Source organism: Streptomyces sp. NPDC047022 (genome assembly GCF_040644155.1).
Taxonomy (GTDB): Bacteria; Actinomycetota; Actinomycetes; order Streptomycetales; family Streptomycetaceae; genus Streptomyces.
Genome location: NZ_JBEYVV010000011.1, coordinates 100,819 through 119,328 on the forward strand (window position 1 = coordinate 100,819; position 18,510 = coordinate 119,328).

At 71.5% G+C, this 18,510-nt stretch carries 17 protein-coding genes; 9 read left to right on the plus strand and 8 right to left on the minus strand.

The window, feature by feature from the left end:
- Window position 1 precedes the first annotated feature (1 nt).
- Complete coding sequence (locus tag ABZ845_RS14885; RefSeq protein ID WP_360978392.1) at window positions 2-502, plus strand: methylated-DNA--[protein]-cysteine S-methyltransferase; 501 nt, start codon at window positions 2-4, stop codon at window positions 500-502.
- A 164-nt stretch (window positions 503-666) separates the two neighbouring features.
- Window positions 667-1,899: an SGNH/GDSL hydrolase family protein gene (locus ABZ845_RS14890; RefSeq protein ID WP_360978395.1), complete on the plus strand. Its 1,233-nt coding sequence runs from the start codon at window positions 667-669 to the stop codon at window positions 1,897-1,899.
- Window positions 1,900-1,935: 36 nt separating this feature from the next.
- On the opposite strand, the gene ABZ845_RS14895 is transcribed toward ABZ845_RS14890, so the two are convergent.
- On the minus strand, window positions 1,936-2,916 hold the full coding sequence (locus ABZ845_RS14895) for a helix-turn-helix domain-containing protein (protein WP_360978398.1): 981 nt from the start codon (window positions 2,914-2,916) through the stop codon (window positions 1,936-1,938).
- A gap of 445 nt (window positions 2,917-3,361) precedes the next feature.
- Between ABZ845_RS14895 and ABZ845_RS14900 the strand changes: the two genes are divergently transcribed.
- Both ABZ845_RS14900 and ABZ845_RS14905 read left to right on the plus strand, forming a co-directional pair.
- Window positions 3,362-4,738, plus strand: a complete 1,377-nt coding sequence (locus ABZ845_RS14900) for a protein phosphatase 2C domain-containing protein (protein ID WP_360978401.1) — start codon at window positions 3,362-3,364, stop codon at window positions 4,736-4,738.
- Window positions 4,739-4,791: 53 nt separating this feature from the next.
- Window positions 4,792-6,534 carry a pyruvate dehydrogenase gene (locus ABZ845_RS14905; protein ID WP_360978404.1) on the plus strand — a complete coding sequence of 581 codons (1,743 nt, stop codon included), beginning with the start codon at window positions 4,792-4,794 and terminating at the stop codon, window positions 6,532-6,534.
- A 141-nt stretch (window positions 6,535-6,675) separates the two neighbouring features.
- On the opposite strand, the gene ABZ845_RS14910 is transcribed toward ABZ845_RS14905, so the two are convergent.
- On the minus strand, window positions 6,676-7,251 hold the full coding sequence (locus ABZ845_RS14910; protein WP_360978407.1) for a hypothetical protein: 576 nt from the start codon (window positions 7,249-7,251) through the stop codon (window positions 6,676-6,678).
- 373 nt (window positions 7,252-7,624) lie between these two features.
- On the opposite strand from ABZ845_RS14910, the gene ABZ845_RS14915 reads away from it, so the two are divergent.
- Complete coding sequence (locus ABZ845_RS14915) at window positions 7,625-8,089, plus strand: ATP-binding protein (RefSeq protein WP_360978410.1); 465 nt, start codon at window positions 7,625-7,627, stop codon at window positions 8,087-8,089.
- Between the two features lie 96 nt (window positions 8,090-8,185).
- Here ABZ845_RS14915 and ABZ845_RS14920 read toward each other — a convergent pair whose 3' ends face one another.
- Window positions 8,186-9,223 (minus strand): DUF2637 domain-containing protein, encoded by a 1,038-nt coding sequence (locus ABZ845_RS14920; RefSeq protein ID WP_360978413.1) that lies wholly within the window; start codon window positions 9,221-9,223, stop codon window positions 8,186-8,188.
- 232 nt (window positions 9,224-9,455) lie between these two features.
- Window positions 9,456-10,307 (minus strand): (2Fe-2S)-binding protein, encoded by an 852-nt coding sequence (locus ABZ845_RS14925; RefSeq protein ID WP_360978416.1) that lies wholly within the window; start codon window positions 10,305-10,307, stop codon window positions 9,456-9,458.
- A 245-nt stretch (window positions 10,308-10,552) separates the two neighbouring features.
- Here ABZ845_RS14925 and ABZ845_RS14930 point away from each other — a divergent pair, with 245 nt between their 5' ends.
- Window positions 10,553-11,293, plus strand: a complete 741-nt coding sequence (locus ABZ845_RS14930) for a GntR family transcriptional regulator (protein WP_360978623.1) — start codon at window positions 10,553-10,555, stop codon at window positions 11,291-11,293.
- A gap of 270 nt (window positions 11,294-11,563) precedes the next feature.
- On the opposite strand, the gene ABZ845_RS14935 is transcribed toward ABZ845_RS14930, so the two are convergent.
- Together ABZ845_RS14935 and ABZ845_RS14940 are read right to left on the minus strand one after the other, a co-directional pair.
- Window positions 11,564-12,337 carry a hypothetical protein gene (locus ABZ845_RS14935; RefSeq protein WP_360978419.1) on the minus strand — a complete coding sequence of 258 codons (774 nt, stop codon included), beginning with the start codon at window positions 12,335-12,337 and terminating at the stop codon, window positions 11,564-11,566.
- A 304-nt stretch (window positions 12,338-12,641) separates the two neighbouring features.
- Window positions 12,642-12,782: a hypothetical protein gene (locus ABZ845_RS14940; protein WP_360978421.1), complete on the minus strand. Its 141-nt coding sequence runs from the start codon at window positions 12,780-12,782 to the stop codon at window positions 12,642-12,644.
- 302 nt (window positions 12,783-13,084) lie between these two features.
- On the opposite strand from ABZ845_RS14940, the gene ABZ845_RS14945 reads away from it, so the two are divergent.
- A complete protein-coding gene (locus ABZ845_RS14945) occupies window positions 13,085-14,086 on the plus strand; it encodes a fatty acid desaturase (protein WP_360978424.1) in 1,002 nt (333 codons plus the stop codon).
- Window positions 14,087-14,202: 116 nt separating this feature from the next.
- Here the strand turns inward: ABZ845_RS14945 and ABZ845_RS14950 are convergent, their stop codons facing one another.
- Window positions 14,203-14,619 carry a hypothetical protein gene (locus tag ABZ845_RS14950; RefSeq protein ID WP_360978426.1) on the minus strand — a complete coding sequence of 139 codons (417 nt, stop codon included), beginning with the start codon at window positions 14,617-14,619 and terminating at the stop codon, window positions 14,203-14,205.
- A 229-nt stretch (window positions 14,620-14,848) separates the two neighbouring features.
- Window positions 14,849-16,651, minus strand: a complete 1,803-nt coding sequence (locus tag ABZ845_RS14955) for a PucR family transcriptional regulator ligand-binding domain-containing protein (protein WP_360978429.1) — start codon at window positions 16,649-16,651, stop codon at window positions 14,849-14,851.
- Between the two features lie 377 nt (window positions 16,652-17,028).
- On the opposite strand from ABZ845_RS14955, the gene ABZ845_RS14960 reads away from it, so the two are divergent.
- Window positions 17,029-17,919 (plus strand): FAD binding domain-containing protein, encoded by an 891-nt coding sequence (locus ABZ845_RS14960; RefSeq protein WP_360978432.1) that lies wholly within the window; start codon window positions 17,029-17,031, stop codon window positions 17,917-17,919.
- Window positions 17,919-18,509 carry a (2Fe-2S)-binding protein gene (locus tag ABZ845_RS14965; protein ID WP_360978435.1) on the plus strand — a complete coding sequence of 197 codons (591 nt, stop codon included), beginning with the start codon at window positions 17,919-17,921 and terminating at the stop codon, window positions 18,507-18,509. Before ABZ845_RS14960 ends, ABZ845_RS14965 begins: the two co-directional genes overlap by 1 nt.
- Window position 18,510: the final 1 nt, after the last annotated feature.

The following is an 18,510-nucleotide window of genomic DNA, read 5'->3' on the forward strand; positions in this document are numbered from 1 at the left end:
CATGGTTCAGCAGAACGACGTGCACTACACGACCCTCGACAGTCCCCTCGGTACGCTGCTTCTCACCGCCGACGGGTCCGGCGCGCTGACCTCCCTGTCCGTTCCCGGGCAGAAGGGCGGGTGCACGCTTCAGCCGCAGTGGGGGCATACGCCCGGCCTCTTCCGGGAGGCCGAGCAGCAGCTCGCCGCGTACTTCGCCGGTGAACTCCACGAATTCCGGCTGGAGTTGCGCACGGACGGCACGGAGTTCCGGGAGCGGGTGTGGGCCGCGCTCGACTCGGTGCCGTACGGGCAGACCACGACCTACGGTGCGATCGCGGCCCGGATCGGTGCGTCACGGGCCGCCGTTCGGGCCATCGGGGGCGCGATCGGGGCGAATCCACTGCTCGTCGTGCGGCCCTGCCATCGCGTGATCGGGGCGGACGGATCCCTGACGGGGTACGCGGGCGGGCTCGACCGCAAGGTGCGGTTGCTCGAGCTGGAGGGAGTGTCCCCCCGGTAGGCTCCGGCGTCCCCGTCTGCTCGAATGCCGGGTGCCGTCTGCTCGAACGCGGGGAGCCCCCGATGGTGTGACGGTGTGTTAGGTCGTCGGCGTGGTGCGGGAAGTCATGGAGCGCTTTCCGGTCCCGGCTCCCCGGGGCCCTGGCGAGGAGAGGGCACGTCCGTATGAACCACCTGGCCCGCGTGGCGGGAGTCCGGCGCCGCTGCCTCGCCGTTGTGGCCATCACCCTCCTGACGACCGCGGCCGCCTTTCCCGCGCCGTCGAACCGTTCCGGCACGGCCCCGCAATGGACCGGCACCTGGGAGACCGCGCCCTCCGGGACGGCCACGGTCCCCTCCGACGCGTCGATCCGCAACGTCGTGCACATCAGTGTCGGCGGGAGTGCCGTGCGCGTACGCGTGTCCAACCGCCTCGGCACCACCCCGCTCGGGCTGGACGCCGTCACCGTCGCGTTGCGGCGCGAAGGCGCGCACCCGGGACCCGACGCGGTCCCCGGCTCCCTGCGCACCGCCACCTTCGTGGGTGCCGCCTCCGTGAGCGTGCCCGTCGGCAAGGACCGTGTCTCCGATCCCGTGCGGCTGCGGGTCCCGGCGGACACCGATCTGCTGGTCACCGTGCACACACCGTGTGCTGGGGGCCGGGCGACCTACCACCGCGACGCCTTCCAGACCAGCTATCTGGCCGAGCACGGCAACCGGACCTCCGACACCGACGGGGCCGCGTACACCGCCACCGTCTCCCACTGGTACTACGTGACCGGCATCGACGTCCTGGGCCCGGGCGCCGTGGGCAGTGTCGTGGCGTTCGGCGACTCGCTCACCGACGGAACGGGATCCACCCAGGACGCCGACCAGCGCTGGCCCGACCTGCTGTCGGCGCGCCTGCGCGGGCTGCCCGCGCACCGCAGGCCGGGCATCCTGAACGCCGGGATCTCCGGCAATCGTCTTCTGCGCGACGGCGCTGGTCCGAGCGCCCTGGCCCGCTTCGACGCCGACGCGGTCCTGCGCACCGGGGTGCGCACGGTGATCCTCTTCGAGGGCGTCAACGACCTCAAGGGCAAGCCGCCCGAAACCGATGCGGGTGCCTTCGTACGCGCGTACCGCCAGATCGTGGCGCGGGCGCACACCTTCGGGGTCCGTGTCATCGGCGCCACGCTCACCCCGTTCGGCGGCTACCCGGACTGGACTCCGGCGCGCGAGGACCTGCGGCGCGAGATCAACACCTCCATCCGCCGCGGTCTCTTCGACGCGGTCGCGGACTTCGACGCGGTCGTCCGCGACCCCGCACGCCCCGACCGCCTCCGGCCCGCCTACGACTCCGGCGACCACCTCCACTTCGACGACGCGGGCGCGAAGGCACTGGCCGATTCCATCGACCTTGACGCTCTTGGGTGGTGACGGAATATCAGGACGTCGGTTCGAGTGGCCGGCAGGTCAGTCCCGGGCCACCCAGCCCCGTGCGTAGGCGTGCCAGCCGAGCTGCAGCCGGGTCGTGACGCCTGTCAGTTCCATCAGCCGCTTCACGCGGCGCTGCACCGTCCGCAGCCCGAGGCCCAGTTGCTTGGCGACGCTCGCGTCGGTGAGGCCCGCCAGCAACAGGGACAGCACCTCCAGATCGGTGGTGTCGGGGCCCTCGGGCCGCTGCTCGGCGGCCCCCGACGCCGTGAGCCGCAGTGGCAGCGCGTCCTGCCACACCGACTCGAACAGCCCGCACAGCAGCTCCAGCAGTCCGCTGGCGTGCACGACGAGCGCGGCCGGCTCAGCGGTGTGCGAGGTGAGCGGCACCATGGCCAGCGACCGGTCGGCGACCACGAGTTTGGTGGGCACCGTCTCGGCGACCCGCACCTCCTCGTCACGGCTGAGCGCGGCGGTCAGTTCGGTGATGCCGCCGGGCAGGTCGAGCACCGCCCGTTCGACCACGGCCCGGTAGCGGACCCCGCGACGGGCCGCCTGCTCCTCGGCGTCGTCCTCCATGCCCGACACGGCGACCGGGTTGCCGGTCACCAGGGCGCACACCTCATGGGCCGCGCCCAGCTGGAGCTGCAGGAAGCGCTGGGCGATGCCGGCGGCGCCGATCACCACCTCCACCAGGTCGTGCACGGCGGGCTCGGTGGCCGCGGCCCGGTACTCCTCGGAGAGCAGTGCCGCCGCCAGCTCGGCCTTCTCCAGCTCGTGCCGCTGCTGCGTGAGCAGAGCGCCCAGGGCCACCCCGGGCGGCGCCGCGACCCAGCGACCGGGGCGCGACGACGACTGGGCCGCGAGCCCGCGCTGCTCCAGCCGGCGCAGGGCGCGCTCGGTGTCGTACTCACCGAGCGTCAGCCGTCGCGCGAGATCGGGCACATCGGCGGCCCCCACCGACACCAGAGCCCGGTACGCCGACTCGTGGGCCTCGTCCAGCCCTATCGCTGCCAGCATCAACCGTCGTTCCTCCCCGAAAACCAGACAGCCGGCCGGGCGTCGTGGCGGAAAACGGCCACGGCACAAACCCGCCTCGCAACATCATCGCCGCACCCCCCGCCCCTCTGCCAAGGTGACCTCATCGTGGCCCCTCGCGGGCCGACTCGGCCCGCGAGGACGTGACGGAGCGCCGGAGGCGTGCCGGACCCGTCACCGTGGTGTCGCCGGACGGTTCTCCTGTGGGGGGTAGGACCGTCCGGCGGCCCGGATCTCACAACTCACGGGTGTCCCTGACTTCGAGCCCGCCGTTCGGCGCAGGGCGGTATCCCACCCCGTCACTACTGAGCTTTTTTCATACCAGAGTTCGAGATGTCACCCGAGATGCGGATCAAGAGCCTGTCGTCCTGCCTGATTTTCCGGATGCCCCGTTTTCATACGCCCCCGGCGGTGAACAATCGGGAGCATGAGTCAGCAGGGGGAGAGAGCCACCGCTCACGAGGACGACTGGTGGGGTCATCTGTACGACGACTCCGCCGGGGACACGGGACCGGCACCCGCGGCCGACACCCTCGACGACCGCTTCGTCTCCGCCGTGGGCGCGGTGGGGGAGGGGAGTGCCCGGGCGGGGGCGGAGGACCGGCACCCGCACGGTGCCGCGCCGTCCGTGTCGGCCGCGCCCGTCGCCCCCCTCGTCCCGTCCGTCCCGGAGCAGCGCGGCGCGCGACCGGACTCGGGCAGCACGCCCCCGGCCGCCCCACCCGCCCCCACGCGGGCCGCCCCGGTCGAGGCCGCCGCGCCGACCGCCCCGGCCGAGCCCGTCGCACCTGCCGCACCCGCCGAAGAAGGCGCCGTCCACCGAACAGGCCCCCCTCTCGCCTCGCTCGACTACATCGGCTCCGGGCCGCCCACCTACGAGGCCGAGCCCCGAGCCCTCCCGCTCGCCGACCCGGACGACCTGGACGAGCTGGTCGCCGACACGGTGCTGGACGGCGCGCGCTACGGCACCTGCACCCTGCGCGCGGTCTCCGTACGCGGCGACTCGGCGCGCTACCGCGGCGAGCCGCGCCGGGACTCGCTGCTCACCGCCCGTTTCGGCACGGGTGAACAGGCGCTCGTCCTGGTGGCCATGGCGACCGGCGTCCGCGCCACACCCGGCGCGCACCGGGCCGCAGAGGAGGCGTGTCACTGGATCGGGCGTGCCGTGGGGCGCAGCCACCTCAGGCTCGGCGAGGACATCCGGGCAGCCCGGCGCGGTGACCTGCAAGCGGGCCTGCACCGGCTGACCGACCGCTGCCTCGGCAGGCTCCGCGCCGGCGCCGCCGAGCGGGGCGTCGACCCCGAGGAGTACACCGCCTCGCTGCGCTGCCTGCTGCTCCCGGCCGATCCCGCGTGCCGTGTCCGGGTGTTCTTCGGCGTGGGCGCGGGAGGGCTGTTCCGGCTGCGGGACGGCGAGTGGCAGGACATCGAGCCGCGGGTCGCCGAGTCGACCGGAGATGCGGGGGACGCCTCCGGCTCGCCGCCGTCCGAGACCCCCGAGGGCGACCGGCTCACTCTGGACCTGGGGATCGCCACGCTCCCGAGCCCGTACGAACCGGCCCCCGAGCCGTCCCGGGAGCCCTTCCGGTTCCGTGCCTCCATCGGCCGCCCGGGTGACACTCTGCTGCTGTGCACGGGTGGTCTCGCGGAGCCGCTGCGCGGCGAGCCGCGGCTCGCCGTCCATCTCACCGATCGCTGGTCGTCCGGCGAACCACCGGGGCTCGCCGCCTTCCTCGCCGACACTGCGGTGCGGGTGAAGGGCTACGCGGACGACCGTACGGCCGCCGCTGTTTGGGAGGCGTGATCGCGGTCACTGTGGATTGATGGACTCAAGCAACCGGAAGGGTGCGTGGTTCCATGGGCAAGCAGAACGTCGCCGATCAGTTCGTCGACATCCTGGCCCGCGCCGGAGTCAAGCGTCTGTACGGCGTGGTGGGGGACAGCCTGAACCCGGTCGTGGACGCCGTCCGCCGCAGCTCCGCCCTCGACTGGGTGCATGTGCGACACGAGGAGACCGCCGCCTTCGCGGCGGGCGCCGAGGCCCAAATATCCGGCCGGCTGACCGCCTGCGCCGGATCCTGCGGCCCCGGCAACCTCCACCTCATCAACGGCCTCTACGACGCCCACCGCTCGATGGCCCCGGTGCTCGCCCTCGCCTCGCACATACCCTCGAGCGAGATAGGCCTCGGCTACTTCCAGGAGACGCACCCGGACCAGCTGTTCCGCGAGTGCAGCCACTACAGCGAACTCATCTCCAACCCCCGGCAGATGCCCCGCCTGCTCACCACGGCGATCCAGAACGCGATCGGCCGCAGCGGCGTGAGCGTCGTCTCCCTCCCCGGCGACATCGCCGACCAGCCCGCCCCCGCCAGGTCGGCGGAGACCGCACTTGTCACCTCCCGCCCCAGCGTGCGCCCGGGTGACCACGAGATCGAGCAACTCGTACGGATGATCGACGGCGCGGAGCACGTGACCCTCTTCTGCGGCAGCGGCACCGCGGGCGCCCACGCCGAGGTCATGGAGTTCGCGGGCAAGATCAAGTCCCCGGTGGGGCACGCCCTGCGGGGCAAGGAGTGGATCCAGTACGACAACCCGTACGACGTCGGCATGAGCGGACTGCTCGGCTACGGCGCCGCGTACGAGGCCACCCATGAGTGCGATCTGCTGATCCTGCTGGGCACCGACTTCCCGTACAACGCGTTCCTGCCCGACGATGTGAAGATCGCCCAGGTCGATGTACGGCCGGAGAACCTGGGCCGCCGCTCCAGACTGGATCTGGCGGTGTGGGGCGATGTGCGCGAGACCCTGCGCTGTCTGACCCCGCGGGTGAGGATGAAGCAGGACCGCCGTTTCCTCGACAAGATGCTGAAGAAACACGCGGACGCGCTGGAGGGCGTCGTCAAGGCGTACACCCGAAAGGTGGAGAAGCACGTCCCGATCCATCCGGAGTATGTGGCCTCGGTGCTCGACGAGCTCGCCGACCCGGAGGCGGTCTTCACCGTCGACACCGGTATGTGCAACGTCTGGGCCGCCCGCTACATATCTCCCAACGGACGGCGCCGCATCATCGGTTCCTTCTCCCACGGCTCGATGGCGAACGCGCTTCCGATGGCGATCGGCGCGCAGTTCACCGACCGGAACCGCCAGGTGGTGTCGATGTCCGGCGACGGCGGTTTCTCCATGCTGATGGGGGACTTCCTCACCCTGGTGCAGTACGACCTGCCGGTGAAGGTGGTGGTGTTCGACAACTCCGCCCTGGGCATGGTCGAGCTGGAGATGCTGGTGGCCGGACTGCCGTCGTACGGCACCGCCAACACGAACCCCGACTTCGCGGCCGTGGCCCGCGCGTGCGGCGCCTACGGCGTCCGGGTGGAGAAGCCCAAGCAGCTCGCGGGTGCGCTGAAGGACGCCTTCCGGCACAAGGGTCCGGCCCTGGTCGATGTCGTCACCGACCGCAACGCGCTGTCCATCCCGCCGAAGATCAGCAAGGAGATGGTGACGGGGTTCGCGCTCTCCGCCTCGAAGATCGTGCTGGACGGCGGAGTGGGCCGCATGGTCCAGATGGCACGTTCCAATCTGCGCAACGTGCCCCGGCCCTGACCGGCGGCATGTGTACGGCCGCGGCACACACGCGGGGACGCACGGCACATCGGCGCCACAGGGCGCCCACAAGACCGGAACCCCGGCCCGATTCCGGCGGGCCGGGGTTCTCGTATGTCATGTCACTCGCCTGCGACTCGGTCACTTGCCGCCGCTGTAACCGCCGCCACCGTGCTCGTGCTCGTTCTCCTCGTGGTGGAAGTAGAAGTCACGGACGACACGGAGGCTGCCCACCACACCGTTCCGGACCCTCACACCGTCGCGGATGTTGCGGGGGCGGAGACCGTTGCTGGAGCTCCAGGGGCCGACCGTGGCGATCGGGGCGCCGTTGTCGCAGGTGGCGCCCTGGAAGACCTCGACGGTCCTCCGGCTGTCGTTGCGGACGTTGAGGGTGTTGGAACCGAGGCCACTGACCACGGTGATGCAGCCACCCGGCGCGGCGGAGTAGTCGCGCTCGTTGACGTGGATACGGCCGTAGTCGTGGAAACCGTAGTGGTCGTTGTCGTTGTTGTCGCCGTGGTCGCCGTGGTCTTCGCCCTCGTTGCCCTTGCCGTTGTCGTTGCTGCTGCTGCCATTGAGGGGGGCGGCCGCGACCTGCCGGGCGACCGGAGCAGCCTGCGCGGGCTCGGATGCCGCGGAAGCGTAGGTGATGCCCGTGGCCACCAGGGCCGCGGCCGCCGCGGCCGCGGCGGTAACAGCGGTGGAACGCGTTGCCATGTCACTTCTCCTGTCTGAGAGACGTCGGCTGTAAGCCGATGCGAGATTGAACGTACAGACGATCTATATATCCGTCATGTCAGACATGCCGACAATATGAAGAAGAATTCGATTGGAGTAATTGTGGCGTTGACACCTGATGCTCCGTCGGCGCGCCGGAGGGCCGTCGTGCGCCTGTATATGGCCGTTGTGGCCTGCCTGGCGCCGACCTGGACCGCATTCATTTGGCCATGTGTGAGTGGTAGTTGACGATTCGACATGACTGGCAACCGTGTGAGGGGGCATGGATTCCCGTGGACATGTTCGAGCAGGGGGAATCGGCATCCAGCCACGGGCGGGGGTCATGGAGAGGCAAGCCAGAGGGGGCGGTCCCGTGGTCATCGGGGCCTCCTCGGCGAAGAAGGCAGTGACCAAGACGGAGGCGACGACCGACGGGGCTCCGGACCGGCCGGGATCTCCGCAGCTCAGACGCCAGCTGGGGCGAGCCGACTTACGGGCGGTGCCCGAGGCCCGCAGGGCGTTGCGGGAGCTGCTGGGCCACTGGGGAAGGCCGGGGAAGTCCGAGATCGCCGAACTGCTGACCAGTGAACTGGTCACAAACGCGCTCATACACACCGACCAGGAGGCGGTCCTCACGGCGACCGTGTCGGCACACGGTCTGCGGGTGGAGGTACGGGACTTCGTGGCACGCAGGCCCCGGCCACGCATGCCGGACATCGACGACGGCACGCACGGCCGGGGCCTGATCCTTGTCGAGTCCCTCGCGGACGCGTGGGGGGTGAGGAGTCATGGCGTGGGAAAGGCGGTGTGGTTCGAACTGGACCCGGACGCAGCCTGACGTCGCCTGACGCCGGCTGACGCACCGGAAGGCGACGCACGGGAGGGGGCGCGGCGTCGCGCCGCGCCCCCTCCCGTACTTCCCGTCTGCCCGGCCTCAGCCGAACTGCTGCTCGAGGTCCTTGAGCTTGCGCTCCAGGGAGTCGAGCCGGGGCAGAGCCATCGTGTCATCCTCGGCGGTGAGGTCGACCGTCACGTCAGTGGAGGACTTCCGGACCGGCTGCAACGAGGGACGGGTACGCGTGGGAAGCTCCGGCGCCGCTATGGCAGGCTCCGGGGAGCCCGGGGCGGTGGCCCGCTCCACGGTCGGCAGATCGACCTGGCGCCCGCCGTTTCCGCCGGTCAGCGAGCGATGGCCGCGGCTGATCGCCTTGAGCTGTGCACGCTCGACCCGCTGCTGCTCACGTCGGCGCGCCTTTTCCCGCTCCTTCTGGCGCTGGTCGTCGCGGACCTCCTCGACCGCCTCGTCCAGGCTGCGCACTCCCTCCAGGAGCATCAGCGACCAGGCCTTGTACGTCTCACGGGGGGCCCGGAGCCAGCGGACGATACGGATCTGCGGCAGCGGGCGCGGCACCAGGCCCTGCTCGCGCAGCGCCGCGCGGCGGGTCTGCTTCAGCGCGCGGTCGAAGAGGACCGCGGCCGACAGTGACATGCCCGCGAAGAACTGCGGGGCGCCCGCGTGGTCGATGCCCCTCGGTGCGTGCACCCAGTTGAACCAGGCCGCCGCGCCCGCGAACGTCCATACGAGGATGCGGGAGCCGAGCGCCGCGTCACCGTGGCTGGCCTCGCGCACCGCGAGCACGGAGCAGAACATGGCGGCGCCGTCGAGGCCGAACGGGACCAGGTACTCCCAGCCGCCGGTGAGCCCGAGGTTCTGCTGGCCGAAACCGACCAGGCCGTGGAACGAGAGTGCCGCGGCGACGGCCGCACAGCAGAAGAGCAGAACATAGGAGGCCGTGCCGTAGACGGCCTCCTTGCGCCTGCGGCGCTCCTCGCTGCGCTCCCAGGAGTCGTCAGCACTCGTACTCTCTTTGGACCGCTTGCCACGCGCGAGCACCGCCACCGCCGCCAGCATGCCCAGGAGCAGGACGGCGCCCGGAAGCAGCCAGTTCAGCGATATGTCGGTCAGTCTCATCTGTGGTCCCTTGCATTGGGATAGGCGTAACGCCCGCCATAGTGGCCCAATCCCACCGGACCTCAGGGGGGTTTCGGGGCAAGAGGCCGCCAAGGAAGCGCAAGGGGTTGCCCGGGGCGGCGTTCTGTTCGAACTGCCGCTTGACGGGCGGGAGTTGAGTTCGAAAAAGAGTACCCCGGATCTTGGGGCCCGCGGCACGCCTCCGGTGCCGGGATCATGGCCTGAAATGGTGTCAGCCGGCCGCGGAAACCGCCAGTCGGGCGACGCGGTCCGTGTCTCGTGTGCGCGGGCAGGTGGCGCAGGTGTCCTCGGGGCGCAGTGTGTAGAACAGACAGCAGCTCACCCGGTCGCGGGTGAGCAGCGGTACACCGTCCGGGCCGCTGAGTTCGCGGAACGCGGCCGAACCGGCGTACGGCTTGGCCGTGCCCGGGAACAGGAGTTCCAGCTCTCGTACCGCACGGTGCTCCTCCCCGAGCAGCCCGGCCACGTACCAGAGCCCCTCGACCACCTCGTCCGTCGCCATGCCCCACAGGGCGCGTCCACGCCGCCGTGTCCGCGGCCCGAATCCGGACAGGACCGGACCCAGATGCCCGGCCACGGCCTCGCGCACCTCGGCCCGCAGGGCCTCCTCGTCCGCCACCGCCCGGGCCCCGGGGAGCGCGGCGGCCGGGTCGTCCGGCAGGCAGGCGAAGGCGCCGGTCCGCACCGCCATGCGGCCGAGGGTGCGCTGGAACGTGACGGACTCCACGGGCAGGCGCGGTACCCGGTGGTGCAGGAACCACGGCACGGTGATCAGCAGGCACGCGGGCCACGCGTACCGGTGCAGCCCGAAGCCCGCCACGACGTCCGGGCGGGCGCGCTGTCCGTAGTCGCGCCGTATCTGTTCCTCGTCCCAGGCGAGGAAAGCGTCCAGAGCGGCTCCGCCCTGCGCCAGCCCGGCGGCCGGGGTCCAGCCGTCGCCCTGGGGGGCCGGCTCACCGGGGCCCAGCTCGGTGACGCTCAGCCCCGGGAACACCCGGGTGAGCCGGGCATACGCGTCCGCGAAGGGCGACACGGATGAGGTGGGCGGGGCGGGCAGTGGCATGCGGGGCCGCCGTTCCAAGAGCTTTAGTAGGTAAGCCTAACCTTACCTGAAGGGTTCGGTACTTGAACCGGAGCGTAAGGTGCCTATGGTGCTTTACGGCAAACCGCAGACCCCGTGCATGCCCCGCACACCGACAACCACCGCCAGGACCGGAGGAGGAGCCCGTGGAGCAGGCCCCATCCCGCCGTGCGCAGGACTCCGCGCGGGCGGAGGCCCCCGGCGTCCGCGCGCGCACGGCCACGCGGCTGCGGTCCGAGGACGAAGCCCGGGAGGGGGCCCCCTCCGCGGGCCGCGCGCGCGGTGAGCACACGCACAGCGAGTCGCCGATCCCGCTTCCTCGTACAGGGGACGCCCCGCGTCCGGTCGTGCAGCGGGCCTCCGTGCGCGGGCAGATCCTCGACGCCCTGCGCACCGCCCTGGTGGAGGGCGAGCTGACGCCCGGGGAGGTCTACTCGGCACCGGCTCTCGGCGACCGCTTCGGGGTGTCCGCGACCCCGGTGCGCGAGGCGATGCAGCAACTCGCCCTGGAGGGCGCCGTCGAGGTCGTACCGAACCGCGGATTCCGCGTGGCCGTGCGCGGTGCCCGCGAGCTCGGCGAACTCGCCGAGATCCGCTCCCTGATCGAGGTACCGGTGATGCTGCGGCTCGCCCGCACGGTGCCCGGCGAACGCTGGGCGGAGCTGCGCCCGCTGGCCGATGCGACCGTACGGGCCGCGTCCTCCGGATGCTGGTCGACCTACGCCGAATCCGACCGCGCCTTCCACCGCGCGGTCCTCGCATTCGCGGGCAACGAGCAGTTGGTGCGCATCGCGGAGGACCTGCACCGCCGGGCCCAGTGGCCGCTCGTCGACGGCACCGCCCCACGCCGCCGCGCCGACCTCATCGCCGACGCGGCCGAACACACGGCCCTGCTGGACGCGCTGACGGCGAAGGACCTGCCGGTGGTGCAGTCGCTGGTCCTGAAGCATTTCGCCGGGGGGTCCTGAGCCGGGGTGCCCTGCGGGCCCCCGCCGCCCGACACGGACCTCCCCGCGGCAAACGACGACACGAGCCGTCCGGGCTTCTGACGGGCGGACAGCCGGGGGTGCGGGCCGCCGGGCCCTGTGACACGGAGGTGAGCCGTCCCCGGCTCCCGGGGAAGGGCCGGGCCGTGGGCGACGCAAGGCCGGCCGGCGAGCCGTCCGGGCTCCTGGCGGGGAGGCCCGGGCGTCGGCCACCTGCCTGCCCGTCCGTCCCAGGCACGCGCCGCCCCGCCCCTACGACGCCGCTGGTCCCGTCGCGGGCTGTGCCGACGCCAGATGGCGTGCCAGCCAGGTCGGTACGCCGCCCAGCAGCCGGGACAGCCGCGCGGCCTCGGCACGCAGCCGCGATGCCTCGGGTTCGGTCTCCGCGTCCGCGAGCGACGCCAGCGCCGGCGCCGTACCGACCAGGTAACCCAGCTCCTCCCGGATCCGCAGCGACTCGCCGAAGCCCCGCCGGGCCTCGGCGAGTTCGCCCTCGCGCAGCGCGAGTCCGGCCAGATGGCGCCAGGTGAAGGAGAGCAGCAGCTCGTCGCCGTGCGCCGAGGCGTTCGCGTGGGCGCGCCGGTAGGCGGCTTCGGCGGCCTGCGGAGCGTGGGCGAGGTTCTCGGCGATGAGGCCCCGCCGGAAGTCCAGCAGAGCCCGCCCCGGAGTGTCCGGCGGGATCAGCGCGGCGGCCCGGCCGAGCGCCGCCCGCGCCTCGTCCGCGCGGTCTCTTACGCCGTGGAGCGTGGCGGTGTACGCCAGCTGCCCGCGCTCACAGGCCGCTGCGCCACGCTCCTCGTCGCTGTGCGCCTGCGCCTCCGCCGTGCGCAGCGCGTCCTCGGCGTCCTCCCAGCCCTGCTCCGTGTACAGGCACCGCTCCACGAGCAGAGCGGCCCGCTGGAGCGAGGCCCCGGCCGTCCGCCCCTGGAGCAGGGCTGCCGCGTCGGCCCAGCAAGCGCGTGAGCGCAGCCGCCACACCGCGGTCTGGAGTGGATCGTCACCTGCGGTCGTTCCGGAACCAGACATGGCGGTATGCGCCACGTTGCCCTCCCCAGCGCGCCATCGAGCTTTGAGTGGTGGCGGCATTCCAGCACCAATCGCGGCGCGGGGCCAAGGGGGGGTGTGAAAGTTTTCACTTGGTTCCGGCGAGGATGTCCAGGAGTTGACGTCGAGGAGAGAGCGTCTTGTGCTGCGGAGCGCCGCGGAATCGGGGCTGAGACCGTCGTGGGCTCCCGCACGGCGTTCGGCGGAGCGGGCCTGGGCAACCGTTCCGGCGTCACCCTTATGAGTGATCGTTGGGGGCGTGTGGCGGGTGCGTGCGGTGGCCGCACTACGGTCCGACGATGGTCGTGCGGGTGCTGCTGGTGCCCACCTCTGGGCATTCGTCGTGGGGCAGGGGAGGCGGCAGTTGGTACTGGAATGCCATCAGGCGGTTCGCGGAGTCCCGGGAGTACGAGCTCTTTGCCGCCAAGCGGAAATGGTGTCGCCTCTCTCCGCGCGGCCGGCAGGGACTCGGGGCCGCGCCGGTCGGCCCCGCCCCGTCACCAACTGCGCGGGTTGACGCGGCCCTCTGACGAGGACCAAAGCTCCTGCCGGAATCCGACGGGGAGCAAGTCCCGCGACGTTCATGCCCTGGACATCCGCGACGACCTGCTCGGATGCTGCCCAGTGCGATCGTGAGCCCCGCACCGCCGAGGAGTTGAAAGCGCACGGGTGCGTGAGCCAGGTCGGTCCGGCGCCGGCTCCAAAGGCTTGAGCGATGGTGAGGAACCGATGAAGCCGAGCAACGTCGACCGTACCGAACAGACCGCCACCGAACATGAATCCGATACCGAGGCCGGAGTCAAGCCGCTGCTCGACGCCCCCCAGACGGCCGCGGCGGCGGCCGCGATGTGGACCTTTGTCGTGGGCCCGATGATCTGCCTGATCATCGCGGTGCCGTTGGCGTGGGGATGGGGGTTGTCCGCGCTGGACATCGGCATGGCCGTGGTCGCCTACCTCGTGTCCGGCTTCGGTCTCACGGTTGGCTACCACCGTCTCTTCACGCACCGCTCGTTCAAGGCGCGGCGGGGCCTGCGCGTCGCTTTGGCGGTCGCGGGCTCGCTGGGGGTCGAGGGCTCGCCGGTCCAGTGGGTGGCGAATCACCGGCGCCACCATGCCTTCGCCGACCGCGAGGGTGACCCGCACTCGCCCTGGCGCTACGGGACCGACACACGCGCGCTGCTCAAGGGACTTCTCCACGCGCACATCGGGTGGATGCTGAAGCGTGAACTGAGCAATCGGGCCAGGTTCGCGCCCGACATCGCCGCCGATCCCGATATGCGGCTCGTCGGTCGACTCTTCGGGCCGCTGACCGCCGTCTCGCTCCTGGGCCCGGCGCTTGTCGGCGGGTTCGTCACCGGGACCTGGACCGGTGCGCTCACCGGGTTCTTCTGGGCCGGCTTGATACGGATGGCGCTGCTGCACCATGTCACCTGGTCGGTGAACTCGATCTGCCATGTGGCAGGCAGGCGCCCCTTCGCCGGCCGGGACAAGGCCACCAACTTCTGGCCGCTCGCACTGCTGTCCTTCGGTGAGAGCTGGCACAACTCACATCACGCCGACCCCACGGCTGCGCGCCACGGCGTGCTGCCGGGTCAGCTCGACCCGGCGGCCCGCCTCATCTGGGTGTTCGAGAAGCTTCGCTGGGTCCACGATGTGCGCTGGCCGAGTTCGGACCGTCTCAGCGCTCGACTGCTGCCCAAACCGGGCGCCCCGACGGAGTCCACGGGCTGACGCCGCTCGGACAACGCGTGACGCCTTACCCGCAAAAGCCCTCGCACCGACCGGACGAGGAAGCCTCCGACCGTTGGCCGACCCCGTCCTTGCGAGGGTTCTCGCAGTTGTGCCGCTCATGGACTTGGGGCGGCTCCATCCAGCAGCGCGGCGACACGCTCGGCTGTTTTCCGACCGGCACGCTGCTTGACCAGACCTTCTTTCGCGATTGCCCGCACATGCAGCGTGGTGGTCCGCTCTCCGCCGCGAGTCGCATCGACGGTCACCACCACCGGGTTCATGTCGAGGTATCCGCCTCCGGTGAGCACGCGGAACGTCACTCGGTCCGTGTCAGCCTCCACCAACTCCGGGTTCACTCCACCAGCCAGTCGAGTCAGCACAGTGCGGGCGCGCTCGAGGGCGAGATCGAAACCCAGAGGCAGTTCGCGGTCGAACTCGGCGATGTCATTCTTGAGGAACCGGGAGGCGAACTTCCCACCCTGATGGATGCTGCCGAGGGCTTCCGCCAGGAGATTGTCCTCTGGCTGCTGCATCCGGCGCCCCCTTCTTGCCTGCACAGTCGAATAGGCTCCGCCAAGCGTGCGCTACGCGCCGGGAGTTTTCAACGGCAACGGTCCATCGCCGCGCCTGCCCGGTGGCCGACCAGCAGCGGCCGGGGCCCGGCCCCGGCCGCGAGCAGGGGAAGCCGCGAGCCCGGCCTGATCCAGACGAGAGGCCCCAGTGCCGGCGGACCCCCGTAGTCCTGGGTGCGCCGGCGTCGCCTCAGCTCATGCGCAGCGCGAGGAAGAAGTCGAGCTTGTCCTCGAGGCGTGAGAGGTCACGGCCCGTCAACTGCTCGATGCGTCCCACCCGGTAGCGCAGCGTGTTGACGTGGAGGTGCAGCCGGGTCGCGCAGCGCGTCCAGGAGCCGTCGCACTCCAGGAACGCCTCCAGAGTCGGAATCAGATCTGCGCGATGCTTGCGGTCGTATTCGCGCAGGGGGTCCAGAAGCCGGGCCGTGAAGGCGCGGCGCACGTCGTCCGGGACGAACGGCAGCAGCAGTACGTGCGAGGCCAGTTCCTGGTGTCCGGCCGCGCAGACCCGGCCGGTGCGGGCCGCGGCGACCCGACGGGCGTGCCGCGCCTCCTCCAGGGCGCCGCGCAGCCCCTCGGCGGAGTGCACGGGAGCGCTGACGCCCAGCGTGAGGCGCCCGTCCTCGTCGAGCCCCGCGGACAGCGGGCCCCGTACGGCCGCCAGCAGGGCATCCGCCTGGATACCCACCTGGGGGCCCGCCTCGGAGCCCTCGGTCCGCCCGGATTCCGGGGGAGCCGAAGGCACGGAGGGAGCGGAAGGCGGCGAGGGAAGCGAGCCGACGGAAGGCAGCGGCACGAGCGCGATCGCCTCGTCGCCCGTCTGGGCCACCGCGATCCGGTCGGAGTGCTCCGGCCCGGCGGACCGGGGATCGACCAGGATCTCCTCCAGGAGCGACTGGGCGACCGGGCTGCCCTCGGCCTCCTTGCCGTCCTTGGCGTCCCAGTCGATCCGGGCCACGACCACCTGCCAGTGCGGCGCCGTGCCCAGGCCGGGCAGCAGCACGGGTGCCGCCACCCGCAGCCGGGCAGCGATCTCGGCGGGCGCGGCGCCGGACTGCACCAGCTCCAGGACCTCCTGCGCTAGCCGCCGGCGTACCGTGCGCGCCGCGTCCCGGCGGTCCCGCTCGACCGCGATCAGCTGTGTGACGCCCTGGAGCAGGTCCAGCCGTTCCTCGGGCCAGTCCCCGGCGTCCGCCTCGACGGCGAGCAGCCAGTCGGACAGGGCCATCTCCCGTACGTCCCGCGCATCCCGTACGTCTCCCGCATCCCGTACGTCCCGGGCGCCGTCGGCGGTGCGCCCCGGGGCGGCTTCCCCCGGGCGGTGACCCCAGCTGCGGACCGGGAAGAGCGAGTAGGTCGTCGTGCCGACGGTCACCCGGTGCGGCCCCCGGCGTCCGCCTCGCGCCGCCGCGAGGTGCTCCGCGGCCAGCCGGGCGCAGACGTCCGGAGTGAGCCCCGGTGCGGGGCCGGCGATCGGGCGGCCGGTGGGGGAGAGGACCCAGGCGCGCAGATCCAGGTCGGAGCCGAGCAGGTCCAGGACGACGTCCGGGCCGCCGCCCGCCGGGCCCGAGGTCATCATCCGCCGGTGCCGGTCCACCACTGCCGCGAGGTCCCCTGCCCGCTCGCCGGACACCTGCCGTACGACATGCTCGGTGATCGTCGCGAAGGCAACCGACTCGTGGACGGCGAAGAGCGGGAGCCGGTGCCGGACGCAGGCGATGACCAGGTCGTCCGGGATGTCACCCAGTTCCGCCTCGCCCGCGGCGAGCGCGGCGACCCCCGCACCTGCGAGAATACGGACGAAGGGCTCGGAGTCGGCCGCCTCGTGCCGCCACGCCAGGCCCGTGAGGACCAGTTCTCCGCCGGAGAGATATCGGCTGGGGTCCTTGAGATCCGTGGTCATCACACCGCGCACGGTGCGGTCCAGCTCGTCCTCGCCGCCGAGCAGCCGCAGCCCCAGCGCGTCGGTGTTCAGCAGTGCGCGCAGCCGCATGTCTCGTTGCCGCCGTTCTTGTCCGGAAATCCGCGTTCGATCCCCCAGGGCGTCGGCCCAGGGTTCGGAAGCAGTGCTCCCGCTGTCCCCCGGCTGTGTGCTGTGTTTCCAGAGGAAAACGGTGAGGTTACTGATGGCCTCCGTTCATATGAATCTACAAGATGGGTCTTGTGGTCAGCCAATTCCTTCATGGTTTCGGTGACTGACCCGGGGAGAGACCGGGGCGGTGTACTGACCTCACTCCGCGCTGAGAGCACCAGGAGAGCAGCCGAGGACACCGCCAGAACGAGCCGTTCCGCCGCACCGGCGGCTCGATCCGTACGACCGTACGACCCGTGCGCCTCGTACGACCCATGAGACGAAGAAGAGAGCCGGTCATGGACTTCCTTCGCCCCGCAAGCTGGGAGGAGGCGCTCGCCGCCAAGGCAGAGCACCCCACCGCCGTACCGATCGCGGGTGGCACCGATGTGATGGTCGAGATCAACTTCGACCACCGCCGGCCCGAGTACCTGATGGACCTGAACCGCATCGGGGAACTGCAGGAGTGGGAGGTCGGCGAGGACAGTGTGCGGCTCGGGGCCTCGGTCCCGTACACGACGATCATGGAGCAGCTGCGGACCCCGCTGCCGGGCCTGGCCCTCGCCTCCCACACGGTCGCCTCCCCGCAGATCCGCAACCGCGGCGGCGTCGGCGGCAACCTCGGCACGGCATCCCCGGCGGGCGACGCCCACCCGGCCTTGCTCGCGGCCGGCGCCGAGGTCGAGGCCGAGTCCGTGCGCGGCACCCGCCTCATCCCGATCGACGAGTTCTACACCGGTGTGAAGCGCAACGCGCTCGCGCCCGACGAGCTGATCCGCGCCGTCCGCATCAAGAAGGCCGACGGGCCCCAGCAGTACTCCAAGGTCGGCACCCGCAACGCCATGGTCATCGCGGTGTGCGCCTTCGGCCTCGCCCTGCACCCGGAGACCCGCACGGTCCGCACCGGCATCGGCTCGGCGGCGCCGACCCCGATCCGCGCCAAGGCCGCCGAGGAGTTCCTGGCCGCGGCGCTCGACGAGGGCGGCTTCTGGGACAGCGGGAAGATCGTCACCCCGTCGGTCGCCAAGCAGTTCGCGGACCTGTGCTCCGCGGCCTGCAACCCGATCGACGACGTCCGGGGCACCGCCGACTACCGCCGCCACGCCGTCGGCGTCATGGCACGGCGCACGCTGACCTGGGCCTGGGAGTCGTACCGCGGCACCGCCCGCACTTCGGAGGGAGCTGCGTAATGCGCGTCAACTTCACGGTCAACGGACGTCCGCAGGAAGCCGACGACGTATGGGAGGGCGAGAGCCTGCTGTACGTCCTGCGCGAGCGGCTCGGCCTCCCCGGCTCCAAGAACGCCTGCGAACAGGGCGAGTGCGGCTCCTGCACGGTCCGCCTGGACGGCGTGCCCGTGTGCTCCTGCCTGGTCGCCGCCGGACAGGCGGAGGGCCGCGAGATCGTCACGGTCGAAGGACTCGCCGAGTACGCCCAGCAGCGCTCCGACGGCCCCGCCGAGGGCTGCGCGACCGGCTCCTGCGGCACCTCGCTCGACGAGGCGAAACGCTGGCGGGCGAAGGGCACCGACTCCCAGACCGGCGAGGGCGTGCCGCTCTCACCGATCCAGCAGGCGTTCATCGACGCGGGCGCCGTCCAGTGCGGCTTCTGCACCCCGGGCCTGCTCGTCGCCGCCGACGAGATGCTGGAACGCAATCCCAACCCGAGCGACGCGGACATCCGTGAGGCGCTGTCGGGCAACCTGTGCCGCTGCACCGGCTACGAGAAGATCATGGACGCGGTCCGCCTGGCGGCCGCCCGCCAGTCCGAGGGGGTCTGAG

Bases quoted from the DNA above. Each gene is read 5' to 3' on its own strand.
- ABZ845_RS14955 (WP_360978429.1), bottom strand. From the start codon at position 16,651: ATGCGGCTGCGCGCACTGCTGAACACCGACGCGCTGGGGCTGCGGCTG.
- ABZ845_RS14935 (WP_360978419.1), bottom strand. From the start codon at position 12,337: ATGTCTGGTTCCGGAACGACCGCAGGTGACGATCCACTCCAGACCGCG.
- ABZ845_RS14885 (WP_360978392.1), top strand. From the start codon at position 2: ATGGTTCAGCAGAACGACGTGCACTACACGACCCTCGACAGTCCCCTC.
- ABZ845_RS14910 (WP_360978407.1), bottom strand. From the start codon at position 7,251: ATGGCAACGCGTTCCACCGCTGTTACCGCCGCGGCCGCGGCGGCCGCG.
- ABZ845_RS14960 (WP_360978432.1), top strand. From the start codon at position 17,029: ATGGACTTCCTTCGCCCCGCAAGCTGGGAGGAGGCGCTCGCCGCCAAG.
- ABZ845_RS14965 (WP_360978435.1), top strand. From the start codon at position 17,919: ATGCGCGTCAACTTCACGGTCAACGGACGTCCGCAGGAAGCCGACGAC.
- ABZ845_RS14945 (WP_360978424.1), top strand. From the start codon at position 13,085: ATGAAGCCGAGCAACGTCGACCGTACCGAACAGACCGCCACCGAACAT.
- ABZ845_RS14925 (WP_360978416.1), bottom strand. From the start codon at position 10,307: ATGCCACTGCCCGCCCCGCCCACCTCATCCGTGTCGCCCTTCGCGGAC.
- ABZ845_RS14950 (WP_360978426.1), bottom strand. From the start codon at position 14,619: ATGCAGCAGCCAGAGGACAATCTCCTGGCGGAAGCCCTCGGCAGCATC.
- ABZ845_RS14890 (WP_360978395.1), top strand. From the start codon at position 667: ATGAACCACCTGGCCCGCGTGGCGGGAGTCCGGCGCCGCTGCCTCGCC.
- ABZ845_RS14900 (WP_360978401.1), top strand. From the start codon at position 3,362: ATGAGTCAGCAGGGGGAGAGAGCCACCGCTCACGAGGACGACTGGTGG.
- ABZ845_RS14895 (WP_360978398.1), bottom strand. From the start codon at position 2,916: ATGCTGGCAGCGATAGGGCTGGACGAGGCCCACGAGTCGGCGTACCGG.
- ABZ845_RS14905 (WP_360978404.1), top strand. From the start codon at position 4,792: ATGGGCAAGCAGAACGTCGCCGATCAGTTCGTCGACATCCTGGCCCGC.
- ABZ845_RS14920 (WP_360978413.1), bottom strand. From the start codon at position 9,223: ATGAGACTGACCGACATATCGCTGAACTGGCTGCTTCCGGGCGCCGTC.